Source organism: Microvirga sp. BSC39 (assembly GCF_000739015.1).
Classification (GTDB): Bacteria; Pseudomonadota; Alphaproteobacteria; order Rhizobiales; family Beijerinckiaceae; genus Microvirga.
Map to the genome: position 1 here is coordinate 1 of NZ_JPUG01000053.1, position 13,823 is coordinate 13,823.

Consider the following 13,823-nt stretch of genomic DNA (forward strand, 5'->3'; position numbering starts at 1 on the left):
GCATGGGCGGCGACGGCCTGGGCGGTGGCGGCGCGGGTCTGTTCCTCGGTGGCATCCGCCACGGCCTTGAGGGCCTCGGTGACCTGGCGTTCGGCGGTGGCGGCCTGCTCCCGCGCCTCGGAGAAGCTGATGGCGTACATCAGGGCCTCAAGCCGGCGGATCTCCGCCGAGAGGGTCTTGTAGCGGGAGGCCTGCCGCCCCTGGCGCTTCAGGCTCTCGATCTGGCTTTCCAGCTCGCGGGTCACGTCCTCGACGCGAACCAGATTGTCCTCGGCGGCTTTCAGCCGGAGCTCCGCCTCGTGACGGCGAGCATGGAGGCCCGCGATGCCGGCGGCATCTTCGAGGATGCGGCGGCGGGCCTGGGGCTTGGCCGAGATGATCTCGCTGATCTGGCCCTGGCGCACCAGCGCGGGCGAGCGGGACCCGGTGGCGGCATCGGCGAAGAGGATCTGCACGTCGCGGGCGCGCACCTCCTTGCCGTTGACCCGGTAGGTCGAGCCTTCCTCGCGCTCGATCTTGCGGGAGATCTCCAGCAGGTCTGTGTCGTTGAAGGCCGCGGGCGCCGTGCGCTCCGCATTGTCGATGGTGAGCATCACCTCGGCCCAGTTGCGGGCTGGCCGACCGCCGGAGCCGGAGAAGATGACGTCGTCCATCCCCGTGGCACGCATGTTCTTGAAGGAGTTCTCCCCCATGACCCAGCGCAGGGCCTCGACGAGGTTGGACTTGCCGCAGCCGTTCGGCCCAACAACGCCGGTCAGGCCCGGCTCGATCAGGAAGTCGGTGGGCTCGACGAAGGTCTTGAAGCCTGCAATGCGAAGGCGCGTCAGCTTCATGGACGCGCCTTCCCGTCCCGCCCCGGGGGGGCAGGGGAGGAGATATTACTCTCCGAGGATCGGCTTGATGACCTTTTCAATCTCATCGATCGACAGGCTTCCAGGATGACGCTGGCCATTGATGAAGAAAGTGGGCGTGGAGTCCACCTTGAACTGCTCCATACCCCGGTTCTTCACCGCGTTGACTGCGTCATATAGTTTCTGGTCCTTGAGGCAAGCGTCAAATTTTTCCTGTGAAAAACCGGCTTGGCGCATGAGACTGCGCAGGGCGTCGAGGGGCTTGTCGGTGAAAGCCCAGTTCCGCTGCTGCTCGAAGAGCAGGTCCGTGATCGGGTAATACTTGTCGGCGCCGTCGCAGCGGGCGAGCATGAAGCCGGCGGTGGCGAGCGGGTCGAGGGGGAACTCGCGCAGGACGAAGCGGACCTTGCCCGTGTCGATGTAGCGCTTCTTCAGCTCCGGCCAGGTGGTCTTGTGGAAGGTGGCGCAGTGGGAGCAGGTGAGCGAGGCGTACTCGATGATCGTCACCTTGGCGTTCTCAGGCCCCAGGGCCACGTCGCCCAGCGGCCCCTGGACCGCGAGATCCTGGACGGACACGTTCTGGGCGAACGCCGGCAGGCTCGTCGCGAGGTACGCGGTGACGGCTGCGGTTCCGAGAAGCTGAAGCGTCTGACGCCGGGTGATCATCGTAAGGGAACTCCTGAAGAGATTTCGTTCTGCGGTAGAATGCCTTGCCTTGAGAGGCAAGCGCCCGCCATCTCACGCTTTCGTGCGTGAACCGGAGCTGACGATCGCCTGGCCCAGCCGGTCGAGGGCGGCCCTGAGGGCGTCCTCCTCGATGGGCTGGACGGCCCGGTCGACCTTCTCCCGGTCTGCGGCGGTCAGGGTGGGGACAACCGGGCGCTTCTTCTCAACCCGCCGCACCGGTCCTTGTTTCAGCACGATCTTCCCGATGCAGCGCCAGCCGTAGTAGGTGTTCACCCGGTCGATGATGGTGGGTGCCATGTGCTGGAGCTCGAGGGCGAAGGCGCTCTCCACCCGGATCACAAGGGTGGCCGGGTCCGGCCTCGTCTCGGGATCAGCATGGGGGGCTTTTCGCTTCCACTCGATCTTGAGCGGCTGGGTAAAGGCGGCCAGCCGCTCTCCGACGATCTCAGGCCAGGCCATGATGATGTCCGACGTGGCAAAGCCCTGCGCCGCCAGGCTGGGGGACAGACAGACGTCGAGAAACTCGGCAAGCGGGCGGGCCAAAGGCCTCGGTCGTCTCATGTTGAATGTCCAAAAGCCGCGTTGGAATATTCCGTATAGAACGCTATTCCAAAGCCCATGTTAACGCCCGCTTCGAGCGCGACCAAGCCCGACCCGCAGGATCTTCTCGTCTGGTACGACCGTCACCGGCGCGACCTGCCGTGGCGCGCCAAGCCGGGCGAGATCGCAAATCCTTACCGCGTCTGGCTCTCCGAGATCATGCTGCAGCAGACCACGGTGGCGGCGGTCAAACCCTATTACCTGAAGTTCCTGGAGCGCTTTCCCACCGTCGAGGCCCTGGCCGATGCGCCGTCCGAGACGGTCATGCACGCCTGGGCGGGTCTCGGCTATTACTCCCGCGCCCGCAACCTCCATGCCTGCGCCAAGGCGGTCATGGAAAAGCACGGCGGGCGCTTTCCCGCGACGGAGACGGAACTCCTCAAGCTTCCCGGCATCGGCGCCTATACGGCGGCGGCCGTGGCGGCCATCGCCTTCAACGAAAAGGCGGCCGCCGTCGACGGCAATGTGGAGCGGGTCATGTCCCGCGTGTTCATGGTCGAGGAGCCGCTGCCGAAGGCCAAGCCCCTGATTCGAAGCCTCACCGAGGCGCTGGTGCCGGAGGACCGTCCCGGCGACTTTGCTCAAGCGGTGATGGATCTCGGCGCCACCATCTGCACCCCCAAGCGCCCGGCCTGCGCGCTGTGCCCCTGGATGGTGCCCTGCCGGGCCCGCTCCGAGGGCCTGCAGGAGACCTTCCCGAAAAAGCAGAAGAAGGAGGCCGGGCAACTGCGCAAGGGCGCGGCCTTCGTGGTGCTGCGCGCCGACGACACGATCCTGCTGCGCACCCGTCCGCCGACGGGCCTCCTCGGCGGCATGGTGGAGCCGCCGACGAGCGAATGGGTGCCGGATTACCAGCCTTCCCGGGCCGTGCTCGACGCCCCCATCGAGGCCCGCTGGCAACGCCTGCCGGGCACGGTGCGCCACGTCTTCACCCACTTCCCCCTAGAACTGACGGTGCTCTTCGCCAAGGTCGCCAGGGGCACGCCCGCGCCGGACGACATGCGTTGGACGCCGCGGCTACAGCTTCACGAAGAGGCGCTGCCCGGTGCCATGAAGAAGGTGCTGGCACATGCGCTGGGCGAGTTGCCGGGTGCGAAGGGGAAAGAGCCCGGCAAGAAGCGGGCTAAGGGTGTATCAACCTCATAGAGAAGCGCCCCCAGAGCCTCATCTTGAGGAGGACCTTTAGGTCGGTCTCGAGGTTCCGGACTTTGTCCGGGCATGAGGCGTCTCCAGCGTGCACTGGAAGCTCCTTCGAGATGCAGACTGCGTCTGCTCCTCAGGATGAGGTCATGTTTTGTGAAAGGCCTCACCCACCCACCAGTGCCTTCTGATTGCGCTTGAACAGCGTCACTAGCGCATTCGCCACCCGCGTGACGTTGGGCCGGTTCCGGCTGCGGCGGTGCATCACGAGGAACACGTCCTCGATCAGGTCGCCCTCGGGCTTCATGACCTGGACGAGGTCGGGGTCCGAATCGCCGAGCCAGCAGGGAAGGAAGGCGGCGCCGAGACCCGCTTTCGCAGCCTGATAGCGGATCGGCATGTCACCGATGCGGGCCGCGATGGTGCGGCCTTGCGCGAATTCCGCCACATAGGCGGCCTGCCGCGACAGGGTCGGGTCCTCCGGCGGCGCGATGACGGCCGTGGGGTTCTCGTCACGGGCATAGATGGCAAAGGCGATCTGCCCGATCCTGCGGGCCACGAGATCATCCGTGCCCTCCGGGAGGGTGCGCATGCGCAGGCCGATATCGGCCTCGCCGGAGGCGAGATCGAGACGTTGCCGGGTTGGGATATACGCGATCTCCACCGGGGCAGCGGCTTCGTGCAGCTCCGCCGAATAAAGCGACAGGAACAGGGTGACCGAGGCTGTTGCCGTCACCCGCACGGGAGCGTCGGGATCGGGCCGGTAGGCCGCTGCCGTGCGCGACACGATGGCGGCGGCCTCGCCCATGGGGGCTGCGGCTTCGAGAACGGCGTGCCCTGCCTCCGTCAGATCGAGATTGTTGGGGCCGCGCTGGAACAGGGTGAGGCCGAAGGTTTCCTCCAGCACCTTGATGCGCCGCGCGATGGTCGGCTGGCTCTGGCCCAGCGCCTTGGCGGCGCTGTTCATCGATCCATGAGCCACCACGGCGAGAAAGATCCGGAGGTCGTCCCAGGACGGTTCGGAGAGGGCGAAGCGGAAGGGATCGAGAGACGAAGGAGCCATGTGAGGATGCTAAAGCGCTGAGCCGGGTTCGGCATAGGGGAATGTTCCAGCCTTGGAAGGTGTCCACACCATCGCTCAAGGCGCGCCGACCCGCAGCCTGACGGGCCTGTGGGAGACCTCTTCAGTTCTGAAGGGGGGCTCAGGCCTTCACAAACCTCTGCGTTTGAGCGAAAAGGACCGCTCTGCCATCAGGGGACACCAGCCATGCGCCTCATCCGTTAGCGACGCGATCCGACACGACAGAGTGGCTCAAGGAGCCACGACTTGTTTGCGCCGAAACCCCTGTTTCGGCCGGGTCATCTCGCATGGATGAAGGAATCATCATGTCTGACAGCAATCGCGCCGTTATGCGCGGAACCATCCCATCGGGCCCGTTCGAACTGGCCTATTCCATCGAGGGCGAGGGAACGCCCGCTCTCGTGATCGGCAGCGCGGTCTATTACCCGCGCGTCTTCTCGCAGAGCCTGCGGCAATCCCTGAAGCTCGTCTTCGTCGATCATCGCGGCTTCGCGCAGCCGACGGGCGCATATGCTGCATCCGATTACACGCTGGATGTCGTCCTCGACGACATTGATCTCGTGCGCCGGCATCTCGGCCTGGAGAAGGTGATCGTCATCGGCCATTCGGGCCATGGCTACATGGCCCTGGAATATGCCAAGCGCTATCCGCAGCACGTCTCCCACGTGGTGATGATCGCGACGGGGCCGAGCCACAGCGCCGCGCATCAGGCGGCGACGGAACAGTACTGGCAGGAATCCGTCTGCCCCGAGCGCAAGGCGAGACTCGATGCCGACTTCGTGGGGTTGCCAGCGGAGATCGAAGCCGCGCCCGACAGGCGCTTCGTCACCTTCTGCGTGAGGATGGGCGCGCGAAGCTGGTACGATCACACCTTCGACGCCGCGCCCCTGTGGGAGGGCGTGCATGTGAACATGCCGGTCTTCGACCATCTCTGGGGCGAGGCCTTCCGCGACATCGACATCGCGCAGGGGCTGGACCGTCTCGACGTGCCGGTCTTCCTGGGGCTCGGGCGCTACGATTACCTCGTTGCGCCCTATGCCACGTGGGCACCCTATCGCGAGCAGTTCAGGGATCTGACCGTTCGCGTGTTCGAGAAGAGCGGGCACACGCCGCAATTCGAGGAGAGCGCTCTCTTCGACGCAGAGCTGCTGCAGTGGCTTTCCTCACGGTGATGGTTTGACAATGCACCATGGCCGGTTCGTCCGGCCATGGTGCTGACCGCTCAAGCGCTCAGAGCCGGCCTCGGCTCAACGTGAGTGATCGTTCCTGGGCGAATGAGCACTTGGTCCGGCCTGCGGACTGAGAATGCCGCGCCCTCCACCTCGATATGCCAAGGCAACGTGCCGGCAGGAAGGTACCGGCCCATAGCATTGAGCGCGAGCATGGCAAGAGTGACGACGGCCACGATGACGACGGCAACCGCCGAGGCCTGGCTCGCGAGCCCTGCCTCTTCGAGGTTGTAGAGCACCACCCCGATGGTCTCCGTGCCGGCCGACCAGAGCAGGGCCGAGACGGTGAGCTCGCTGAAAGCGAGCAGGAAGGCCATCAGGCCTCCGGCGACTGCTGCCGGAAGCAGTGAGGGCAGGATGACGTCGAGGAGCCGCCGCGTGAGCCGTGCGCCGTCGAGCGCTGCGGCTTCCTCCTGGGCCAGGTCGACCTGGGTCATGCCGGCAAGCACCGGCTTGAGCACCACCGGCAGAAAGCGGGCGAGATAGGCGAAGACGATGATCCACGGCGTGCCGTAGAGCGACACGCCGATGACCGGCACCGGCTTCAGGAACAGCAGGATGCAGGCAATCGCCAGCACGATGCCGGGCAGCACATAGGAGATCTCGAGAAGGGCCGTGGCCGGGATTCTCATGGCTCCCATCAGCCTGACCAGCCCATAGGCCATCGGGATTGCAAAGCACGCGAGCAGGCATGCCGCGCCGCCGGCATAAAGCAGCGAGTTGAGGAAGGCCCGGATGGTGACCTCCTGCCGGGCCAGCACCTCGACGAAGTTGTCGAGGGTGATCGTCGAGAGCGTCAGCGGCATGCCGTAGGAGGGCACGAGGGCAGCGGTCATAAGCGATAGCATCGGCAGCACCAGCGTGACGGCGATCACCGCGATGACGAAGGTCTCGGCAATCACGCAGGCGCGTCCCAGCATCCAGAACGGTTGGAGCGGAGCATCCTCTTCCAGGAGCACGTCGCCCCGGCGCGTCAGGATCTGGCTCGCCGCCACACACACGATGGCGATGACGGCCACAAGAAGGCCGAGCGCCGCCACATCGCCGAGGATGCCCGTGCCGAAACTCGACAGGCGGCGATAGATGAGCACGGGCAGCGTGAGGTAGTTCACCGGTGCGCCGAGCAGCGCCGGAATGCCGAAATTGCCGATGCCGGCCACGAAGGCGAGCAGGCCCGCGCTCATGAGATGCGGGCGCAGCAGCGGCAGGAGATGGTCGGTCACGATCCGGAACGGTGGCGATCCATCCATGCGCGCAGCCTCGACGACGGCCAGCGGAATGCGCTTCAGGCCCGCGCTCATGATCACATAGACGAGGGGTGCATGGTGGAGACCCAGCACGACGATGATGCCGAGGCGCCCGAGCATCGGGTTGGCGCTGCCGGCCTCGGGCGCGAGTCCCAAGGTGTTGAGGATCGGCGAGGCCGGGCCAGCCAGATGCAGGAAGGCGAGTGCGATCACCTGGGGCGAAATCATCAGCGACAGGACGAACAGGAACGACGCAACTCGACGTCCCCGGATGTCCGTGACGCCGAGGATGAGCGCCATGAGCGTGCCGAGGGGCAACGCCAACAGGGTGGAGAAGAAGGCGGTCTCCAGCGTGGCCCAGGTGGCGCGGATCGCCGAGCGGCTCGCAAGTGCCGTGAGCGCCTTGTCGGGATCGAAGACACCGCCGGGTGCTAACGCCGTCAGCAGCAGGCGACCGGCGGGCAGAAGATCGAAAGCGATGATTGCCAAAGCAATCGGAGCGAGGAGGCCGAGACCTCCCCGCTCCAGGAACGACTTGGCGTGCGTGCGATGTCTCACTGGCCGAAGATGTCGGCGAAGGTCGCCTTGTTCTTCGTCTCGTCTGCCAGCGCCTTGGCGGCGTCGAAGCCCATGACCTTGATCTCACCGCGGGACGGATAGCCGGCGGGCAGCGCCACAGCCGGATGCGCTGCGATGTAGCCCTGCTTCAGCGCCAGCTCCTGGCCTTCCTTCGAGAGCAGGAAGTCCACGAAGACGCGCGCGGCGTCGGCGTTCTTCGTGGTCTTGAGAATGGCGACGGGCTCGGACACGGCGGAGACGCCTTCCTTCGGGAACACGAACTCGATCGGTGCGCCCTTGGCCTTTTCGCGGATCGGCATGAAGTCGACGATGACGCCGTAGAGCTTCTGGCCGCCGGCCACCTGCTTGAGCACGTCGCCGTTGCCGCCGCCTGCCACCGCGTCGTTGTCCTTCAACGCCTCATAGTATTTCCAGCCGCCTTCGAGATTGCCCGTGAGCGTCGCGGCATGGATGAGGGCGGCACCCGAGGTGAGGGGGCTCGGCATGACCAGCTGACCCTTGACCTCCGGCTTGGTGAGATCCGCCCACGACGTCGGCTTGAAGGTCGCCTTGGTGTTGTAGGCAATTCCCGTGGTGATCAGCTTGGTGGCGAACCAGAATTTCTGGCCGTCATGGGTGCCGGCCGGATAGGCGGAGGTATCGGCCTTCTCATGCGCGAGGAGACGGTTTTCCTTCTTGAGGCCTTCCATGGTCACGCTGTCGGCGATCAGCAGCACGTCGGCCTGGGGTTGTCCGGCCTCGAACTCGGCGCTCAGCTTGGCGAGGATCTTCGGGGTTCCGTCGCGGACGAAGGTGACGTTCACGCCCGGATGCTTCGCCTTGAAGGCATCGATGGTCTGCTGCGCATCCGTATTGGGCTGGCTCGTATAGAGCACCAGATTGCCGGAAATTCCCTGCGCCTGCGCGAAGGCAGGCACGAGGGCGACGAGCATGGGAAGAAAAATCCGCTTCATGGACACGGGGCAGTCCCTCTCTTTCGGTAAGGCTTCCCCGCGCTAGCGGTGTTGGATGACGCCTCTGTGACGAAAGGTTAGCGCGGCAAACGAAAAGGGCCAGCACGTGGCTGGCCCTATCACGGATTTGCGATGTCGCAGTGGGGCGTCAGGCCGCCATGTCCGCCCGCACCTTGGCGCGGAACTCGTCGATGGAGACCAGCTTGCCGCCCCGCTCCACGTTCCAGAAGGTCCAGCCGTTGCAGGAGGGGAAGCCTTGCGTCAGCGCGCCGATCTTGTGGATCGAGCCCACGATGGCGCCGAGCGCGAGCGTGCCGTCGGCGCGCACCACCGCCTTGTGGCGGCGGCGCTCGTCCACCAGGGTCTCTCCGGCCTTCACCAGACCAGCCTCGATGATGGACAGGAAAGGCACGCGCACTTCCGTGCGCTTCTCGGGCGCTGCCGCAATCGACACGTCGGAGAGAGGCTCGACCGCGTCGATGCGCTTGCGCGCCGCCTTGGCATAGGTCGAATCGCGTTCGAGGCCGATGAAGTTGCGGCCCAGCATCTTGGCGACGGCGCCTGTGGTGCCGGAGCCGAAGAAGGGATCGAGCACCACGTCGCCGGGGTTGGACGAGGAGAGCAGGATGCGGGCGAGCAGCGCCTCGGGCTTCTGCGTCGGATGCACCTTGCGCCCCTGGGCGTCCTTGAGGCGTTCGTCGCCCGTGCAGATCGGAATGAACCAGTCCGAGCGCATCTGCACGTCTTCGTTGCCGGCTTTGAGCGCATCGTAATGGAAGGTATAGCCCTTCGAGTCCGCGCTCTTGGAGGCCCAGATCATGGTCTCGTGCGCATTGGTGAAGCGGCGGCCCTTGAAGTTCGGCATCGGGTTGGCCTTGCGCCACACGATGTCGTTCAGGATCCAGAAGTTCAGATCCTGCAGGGCCGAGCCCACGCGGAAGATGTTATGGTAGGAGCCGATGACCCAGAGCGTCGCGTTCTTCTTCATCACGCGGCGCACGGCCAAGAGCCAGGCGCGGGTGAACGCGTCGTAATCGGCAAAGCTCGCGAACTTGTCCCAGTCGTCGTCGACCGCGTCGACGAGGCTCTGGTCCGGACGCGTGAGCGCCTGTTCGAGCTGAAGATTGTAAGGCGGATCCGCGAAGACCACGTCCACGCTCTCAGGCGGGAGCTTCTCGAGATTGGCGATGCAGTCGCCGAGAAGGATCTCATTGAGAGGGAGAGAGGGTGGCAGAACGGAGAGGGGCGTTTTACGCCCCGTCCGAGGTGCCGGCGCAGACCGCCCGGTACGCGAGACATGGATCCGGGAGGCGGCGCCGGCAGCCCCGGTACGCGAGGTACCCATGGGTGATCACCGGTTACGCAACTGACACTCAGGATCATGATCGGATAGGGTAAAGAGGAGGTTTCCAAACGCGGAAAAATCCAAATATTTTGGATCGGCAAATCTTGCCTACGCTTTGAAAATATTGAGCTTTTTAGTTAATCAGCGTTAAGGGAGGTTACAGGTCCAGTAACCCTTGGCGCAAGGGCGAGAAACTCATGCGATGAAACGGGCAGGGGCCCTCGCTCGCCACCGCCGTGAGATGCGCCCTGGTGCTGTAGCCCGCGTTGCTGGCAAAACCATAGGCGGGGTAAGCGTTCCCGAGCCGCGCCATCATGCGGTCGCGCACCACTTTCGCGACAATCGAGGCCGCGGCGATCGACGCGATGCTCGAATCACCCTTGATGACCGCTTCCGTCGCGCAGGGAAGGCCGGGCGGATCGTTGCCGTCAACGAAGGCGATGTCCGGCGTGCAGGGGAGTGCGGCCAGCGCCCGGCACATGGCCAGCAACGAGGCCTGCCGGATGTTGATGGTGTCGATCTCCCGATGCGACACGGAGGCGATGCCCACCTGCGATGTGGCCAGGATCTCCGCAAACAGCGCCTCACGCCTGGCTGCCGTGAGCGCCTTCGAATCGGCAAGGCCTTGAGGCACGTTGTCGAGATCGAGCACCACGGCCGCCGACACCACCGGACCTGCCAGCGGCCCGCGTCCGACCTCGTCAAGGCCGGCGATGCAGGTGTAGCCCTCGGCGCGGGCGGAGAACTCGCGGGCAAGGCCAAGGCCAGGGGATTTTGAGGGGCGAATCACGGCGGTCATGGGGGGATCAAAGCTGCCGGAGACAACATTGTCATCCGCACATGATGCCGCCGGTGTGAACACCCGCGCCGTCATCCCCGGACTTGTTCCGGGGATCCACGTCTTCAACCCGGCTCAAGACGTGGATGGCCGGGACGAGCCCGGCCATGACGAAGGAGACCTAGAATAGACTCAGCTGCCCCGTCTCCTTCGGCGGCACGTTGAACAGGTCCGTGCGCAGGCGCAGGTTGCGCTTGTTCAGCCCGAGGCGTTCGGCGGCGGTCTCGAAGCGGCGGCCGAGCATCCAGGCGTAGGGGCCGATCCCGGACTGGCGGGTGCTCCAGTTCGCATCGTAATCCTTGCCGCCGCGGGCCTCCTGCAGCAGCGTGAAGACGTGGTTGAGCTTGTCCGGGTAATGATCCACGAGCCAGTCGCGCATCAGGTCCTTGAGGTCGTGCGGCAGGCGCAGGAGCACGTAGCCGGCCTCCTGCGCGCCGGCTTCGGCACAGGCCTTCAGGATGGCCTCGATCTCGTGATCGTTGATGGCCGGAATGATCGGGGCGACCAGCACCGTCACGGGAATGCCGGCCTCCGTGAGCTTGCGGATGGTTTCCAGGCGCTTGGCCGGCGTGGCCGCGCGGGGCTCCATGCGGCGGGCGAGCTTCGGGTCGAGGGTGGTGACCGAGATCGCCACCTTGGCGAGCTGCCGTTCGGCCATGGGACCCAGGATATCGATGTCGCGGGTGACGAGGGCCGATTTCGTCACGATGGCGACGGGATGGTTCATCCGGCTCAGCACTTCGAGGACCGAGCGCGTGATGCGGAAGCGCCGCTCCACCGGCTGGTAGGGATCCGTGTTGGAGCCGAGCGCGATGGGGGTCGGCTGGTATTTCGAGCCCCGCAGCTCCTTCTCCAGAAGCTCCGCCGCATTGGGCTTGGCGAAGATCTTGGTCTCGAAATCTAGACCTGAGGACAGACCCTGATAGGCGTGGGTGGGCCGCGCGAAACAATACGAGCAGCCGTGCTCGCAGCCGCGATAGGGGTTGATCGACTTCTCGAACAGGATGTCGGGCGAGTCGTTCTGGGTGATGATGGTGCGGGCCTTCTCGACGATCACCTCGGTGGGCAGGGTCGGAAGCTCCTCGTCGATCTCCCAGCCGTCGTCGAAGGCCTCGCGTTGCGCCGGTTCATAGCGCCCCGACGGGTTGGCCGCGGCGCCGCGGCCGCGGCGACGATCCACCTCCACCCGGTAGGCCGGATCGTCCATGCGCCGCCGGGCGGCCTCGGCCGCCTCCAGGGGGGTGCGCTTCACGGGCCTGGAACGGGCAGGATCATGGGCCTGATCCTTGGCGCGAGCTTTCATGGCAGCCTCGGGCGAATCTGTTACCGGAAGCCGCAAGCTTAAGAACAAAGCATGAACAAAATCAAGCTGGGATCGACGGAAATGTTCGGGCGACGGACCGGCGGAGAAGGGCTATAGTGTTCAGATGATTACCGTTCTCGTACGCGTGACCCACGGGCCCGAGGCTCTGGCCGCCACCTTGAGTGCCCTCGTTCCCGCCGTCGCAGCAGGCCTTGTCGGCGATGCCGTGATCCTGACGGACAGGCAGGAAGACACTTTGATGAAGGTGGCCGATGCCGCCGGCGCGACCGTGGTGGTGGCCGAGCGCGGCGCCTGGGCCGAGGGAGCGAAGGCAGCGCGGCGCGACTGGCTCCTATGCCTCGATGATGGTGACATCCCGCAGGAGGGCTGGATCCGGGTGCTCGACCGCTTCATAGCCCTGTCCAGGCCCGAACAGGGGCTTGCGCGGATGCGGCGTCGCCGCGCCGGCGTGGCGCGCGCTCTCACCAATCTGTTTGCGGATGTGAAGGTGCGCGCCGGCGATCTGGTTCACCGTCGCGTGCTGCTGAACGAGGTGAGGGCCCGCATGCCCGTGCGGCTCTCCGCCACCATCGAGCGCGATCCCGCCTTCGGCTGAGCCATCCATGAACGACTCCCAACCCGCAAGCCTGTTCTGTCAGGATTCCGAACTCGGCTACGAGCGCAGCCGGACGCATTTCACCCCTGGCGAAGGGCTCGTCCTCGATGAGACCTATCGGCTCGCGCATCTGCCCCTCGTGGCACCGGATCATCCGCGTGTGATCAGGACGCGGGAAGGTTCGTCCTATGTGATGGGCCGGCATGAGCGGGTCTTTTCTCTGGTCCTGCCGATCTCCGGTGATCTCCTGTTCGGATCTCCGGCATATGGCGCGTTGACCGAAGCGCTGCGAGAGGCGCCCTTCGCCCGCAAGATCGCCTGGGATCTGCTCGACAGACGCAAGGACAAGCTGCATGCAACGATCTGCGGTTCGCTCTCGAGCGGAGAACCGCCTGTGCTGGATGAGCGGACGCGGCAGGAGCTGGCCGGCCTCGGGCCCATCCATGTGGAGCTGCGGGGATTATTTTCCGGCAGCCTCAATCGCGGAAGGCTTTATCTTCGCGCCTATCCTGAAATCCGTAAGGGCGGGAACGTCTTCCGGCACATCCAGCGCGCTCTGGGCTGCCGCGAGACCGATCTCTACGTTGTCGGCCTCTACAACCTGATGGACGATCTCGATGCCGAGGAGACGGCGGCGCTCGCGTCCCTCATCGACCGTTGGTGGGATCGCACGATCCTGCAAGTCACCGTCGATCATCTCTGGCTCACGGGAGCATGCGATGACCTTGTTCTCGACTCCGTGATTGCGGACACCGTCCCGCTGACCTGATGCAGGAGGCCTCATTCAGGCCTTGAGCTTGCCCCGCTTCAGGTGCTCGTCGAGGCGCGGCATGATCTCGACGAAGTTGCACGGCCGGTGCCGGTAATCGAGCTGATTGGCAAGGATGCCGTCCCAGGCGTCCTTGCAGGCGCCGGGCGAGCCCGGCAGCACGAACACGAAGGTCGTGCCGATCACGCCGGCGGTGGCTCGCGACTGGATCGTCGAAGTGCCGATCTTATCATAGGAGATGCGGTGAAAGAGGGCGGAGAAGCCTTCCATCCGCTTGTCGAACAGGGGTTCGATGGCCTCCGGGGTCACGTCGCGGCCGGTAAAGCCCGTGCCGCCCGTGGTGATGACCACATCGACCCTGGGATCTGCGGTCCAGCCCTGCACCTTGCCGCGGATCGCCTCCACGTCGTCCGTCACGATGGCGCGGTCGGCGAGCTTGTGTCCCGCTTTGGTCAGACGCTCGGCCAGCGTTGCGCCTGACTTGTCCTCCTCCAGCGAACGCGTGTCGGACACGGTCAGCACGGCGATGCTGAGAGGAACGAAGGGGAGGGTGTCGTCGATACCGGGCATGGGAGACTCTCAGAG

At 65.2% G+C, this 13,823-nt stretch carries 15 protein-coding genes; 5 read left to right on the top strand and 10 right to left on the bottom strand.

Going from position 1 to position 13,823, the window contains the following annotated elements:
* From MA07_RS07270 to MA07_RS07280, 3 genes are all read right to left on the bottom strand, one after another.
* Positions 1 to 833, bottom strand: an 833-nt coding sequence (locus MA07_RS07270) for an AAA family ATPase (protein WP_036348675.1), incomplete at its 3' end; no start/stop codon positions are given.
* A gap of 45 nt (positions 834 to 878) precedes the next feature.
* The gene (locus tag MA07_RS07275; protein WP_036348678.1) at positions 879 to 1,517 is read right to left on the bottom strand and encodes a DsbA family protein; all 639 of its coding nucleotides are present in this window, start codon (positions 1,515 to 1,517) and stop codon (positions 879 to 881) included.
* Positions 1,518 to 1,589: 72 nt separating this feature from the next.
* On the bottom strand, positions 1,590 to 2,099 hold the full coding sequence (locus MA07_RS07280; protein WP_244445180.1) for a DciA family protein: 510 nt from the start codon (positions 2,097 to 2,099) through the stop codon (positions 1,590 to 1,592).
* Between the two features lie 57 nt (positions 2,100 to 2,156).
* Between MA07_RS07280 and mutY the strand changes: the two genes are divergently transcribed.
* Entirely contained in the window at positions 2,157 to 3,284 is a 1,128-nt protein-coding gene (mutY, locus tag MA07_RS07285; RefSeq protein WP_036348683.1) for an A/G-specific adenine glycosylase, read from the top strand.
* Between the two features lie 160 nt (positions 3,285 to 3,444).
* On the opposite strand, the gene MA07_RS07290 is transcribed toward mutY, so the two are convergent.
* Entirely contained in the window at positions 3,445 to 4,341 is an 897-nt protein-coding gene (locus MA07_RS07290; protein ID WP_052002916.1) for a LysR family transcriptional regulator, read from the bottom strand.
* Positions 4,342 to 4,664: 323 nt separating this feature from the next.
* On the opposite strand from MA07_RS07290, the gene MA07_RS07295 reads away from it, so the two are divergent.
* Positions 4,665 to 5,531: an alpha/beta hydrolase gene (locus MA07_RS07295; RefSeq protein ID WP_200879336.1), complete on the top strand. Its 867-nt coding sequence runs from the start codon at positions 4,665 to 4,667 to the stop codon at positions 5,529 to 5,531.
* A gap of 50 nt (positions 5,532 to 5,581) precedes the next feature.
* Here the strand turns inward: MA07_RS07295 and MA07_RS07300 are convergent, their stop codons facing one another.
* From MA07_RS07300 to MA07_RS07315, 4 genes are all read right to left on the bottom strand, one after another.
* Positions 5,582 to 7,393, bottom strand: coding sequence for an iron ABC transporter permease (locus tag MA07_RS07300; RefSeq protein ID WP_081928824.1), 1,812 nt, complete (start codon positions 7,391 to 7,393; stop codon positions 5,582 to 5,584).
* Positions 7,390 to 8,346 (bottom strand): ABC transporter substrate-binding protein, encoded by a 957-nt coding sequence (locus MA07_RS07305; RefSeq protein WP_244445189.1) that lies wholly within the window; start codon positions 8,344 to 8,346, stop codon positions 7,390 to 7,392. Before MA07_RS07305 ends, MA07_RS07300 begins: the two co-directional genes overlap by 4 nt.
* A 169-nt stretch (positions 8,347 to 8,515) precedes the next feature.
* A complete protein-coding gene (locus MA07_RS07310) occupies positions 8,516 to 9,712 on the bottom strand; it encodes a site-specific DNA-methyltransferase (RefSeq protein WP_036348689.1) in 1,197 nt (398 codons plus the stop codon).
* Between the two features lie 157 nt (positions 9,713 to 9,869).
* Positions 9,870 to 10,511, bottom strand: a complete 642-nt coding sequence (locus MA07_RS07315; RefSeq protein ID WP_036349082.1) for a ribonuclease HII — start codon at positions 10,509 to 10,511, stop codon at positions 9,870 to 9,872.
* A gap of 28 nt (positions 10,512 to 10,539) precedes the next feature.
* Here MA07_RS07315 and MA07_RS30030 point away from each other — a divergent pair, with 28 nt between their 5' ends.
* The gene (locus tag MA07_RS30030; RefSeq protein ID WP_160195399.1) at positions 10,540 to 10,680 is read left to right on the top strand and encodes a hypothetical protein; all 141 of its coding nucleotides are present in this window, start codon (positions 10,540 to 10,542) and stop codon (positions 10,678 to 10,680) included.
* Here MA07_RS30030 and MA07_RS07320 read toward each other — a convergent pair.
* Complete coding sequence (locus MA07_RS07320; protein ID WP_244445190.1) at positions 10,672 to 11,757, bottom strand: PA0069 family radical SAM protein; 1,086 nt, start codon at positions 11,755 to 11,757, stop codon at positions 10,672 to 10,674. The two genes, MA07_RS30030 and MA07_RS07320, sit on opposite strands and share 9 nt — an antisense overlap.
* A gap of 220 nt (positions 11,758 to 11,977) precedes the next feature.
* On the opposite strand from MA07_RS07320, the gene MA07_RS07325 reads away from it, so the two are divergent.
* Positions 11,978 to 12,469, top strand: coding sequence for a hypothetical protein (locus tag MA07_RS07325; protein ID WP_036348691.1), 492 nt, complete (start codon positions 11,978 to 11,980; stop codon positions 12,467 to 12,469).
* Positions 12,470 to 12,476: 7 nt separating this feature from the next.
* Positions 12,477 to 13,238, top strand: coding sequence for a hypothetical protein (locus MA07_RS07330; RefSeq protein WP_036348694.1), 762 nt, complete (start codon positions 12,477 to 12,479; stop codon positions 13,236 to 13,238).
* A gap of 15 nt (positions 13,239 to 13,253) precedes the next feature.
* Here MA07_RS07330 and moaB read toward each other — a convergent pair whose 3' ends face one another.
* Complete coding sequence (gene moaB / locus MA07_RS07335; RefSeq protein WP_036348697.1) at positions 13,254 to 13,808, bottom strand: molybdenum cofactor biosynthesis protein B; 555 nt, start codon at positions 13,806 to 13,808, stop codon at positions 13,254 to 13,256.
* Positions 13,809 to 13,823 lie beyond the last annotated feature (15 nt).

What these genes read in the sequence shown, in the direction of transcription:
- MA07_RS07275 (WP_036348678.1), bottom strand. Translation starts at nt 1,517, where the DNA reads ATGATCACCCGGCGTCAGACGCTTCAGCTTCTCGGAACCGCAGCCGTC.
- MA07_RS07280 (WP_244445180.1), bottom strand. Translation starts at nt 2,099, where the DNA reads ATGAGACGACCGAGGCCTTTGGCCCGCCCGCTTGCCGAGTTTCTCGAC.
- mutY (WP_036348683.1), top strand. Translation starts at nt 2,157, where the DNA reads ATGTTAACGCCCGCTTCGAGCGCGACCAAGCCCGACCCGCAGGATCTT.
- MA07_RS07290 (WP_052002916.1), bottom strand. Translation starts at nt 4,341, where the DNA reads ATGGCTCCTTCGTCTCTCGATCCCTTCCGCTTCGCCCTCTCCGAACCG.
- MA07_RS07295 (WP_200879336.1), top strand. Translation starts at nt 4,665, where the DNA reads ATGTCTGACAGCAATCGCGCCGTTATGCGCGGAACCATCCCATCGGGC.
- MA07_RS07305 (WP_244445189.1), bottom strand. Translation starts at nt 8,346, where the DNA reads ATGCTCGTCGCCCTCGTGCCTGCCTTCGCGCAGGCGCAGGGAATTTCC.
- MA07_RS07310 (WP_036348689.1), bottom strand. Translation starts at nt 9,712, where the DNA reads ATGGGTACCTCGCGTACCGGGGCTGCCGGCGCCGCCTCCCGGATCCAT.
- MA07_RS07315 (WP_036349082.1), bottom strand. Translation starts at nt 10,511, where the DNA reads ATGACCGCCGTGATTCGCCCCTCAAAATCCCCTGGCCTTGGCCTTGCC.
- MA07_RS07320 (WP_244445190.1), bottom strand. Translation starts at nt 11,757, where the DNA reads ATGGACGATCCGGCCTACCGGGTGGAGGTGGATCGTCGCCGCGGCCGC.
- MA07_RS07325 (WP_036348691.1), top strand. Translation starts at nt 11,978, where the DNA reads ATGATTACCGTTCTCGTACGCGTGACCCACGGGCCCGAGGCTCTGGCC.
- MA07_RS07330 (WP_036348694.1), top strand. Translation starts at nt 12,477, where the DNA reads ATGAACGACTCCCAACCCGCAAGCCTGTTCTGTCAGGATTCCGAACTC.
- moaB (WP_036348697.1), bottom strand. Translation starts at nt 13,808, where the DNA reads ATGCCCGGTATCGACGACACCCTCCCCTTCGTTCCTCTCAGCATCGCC.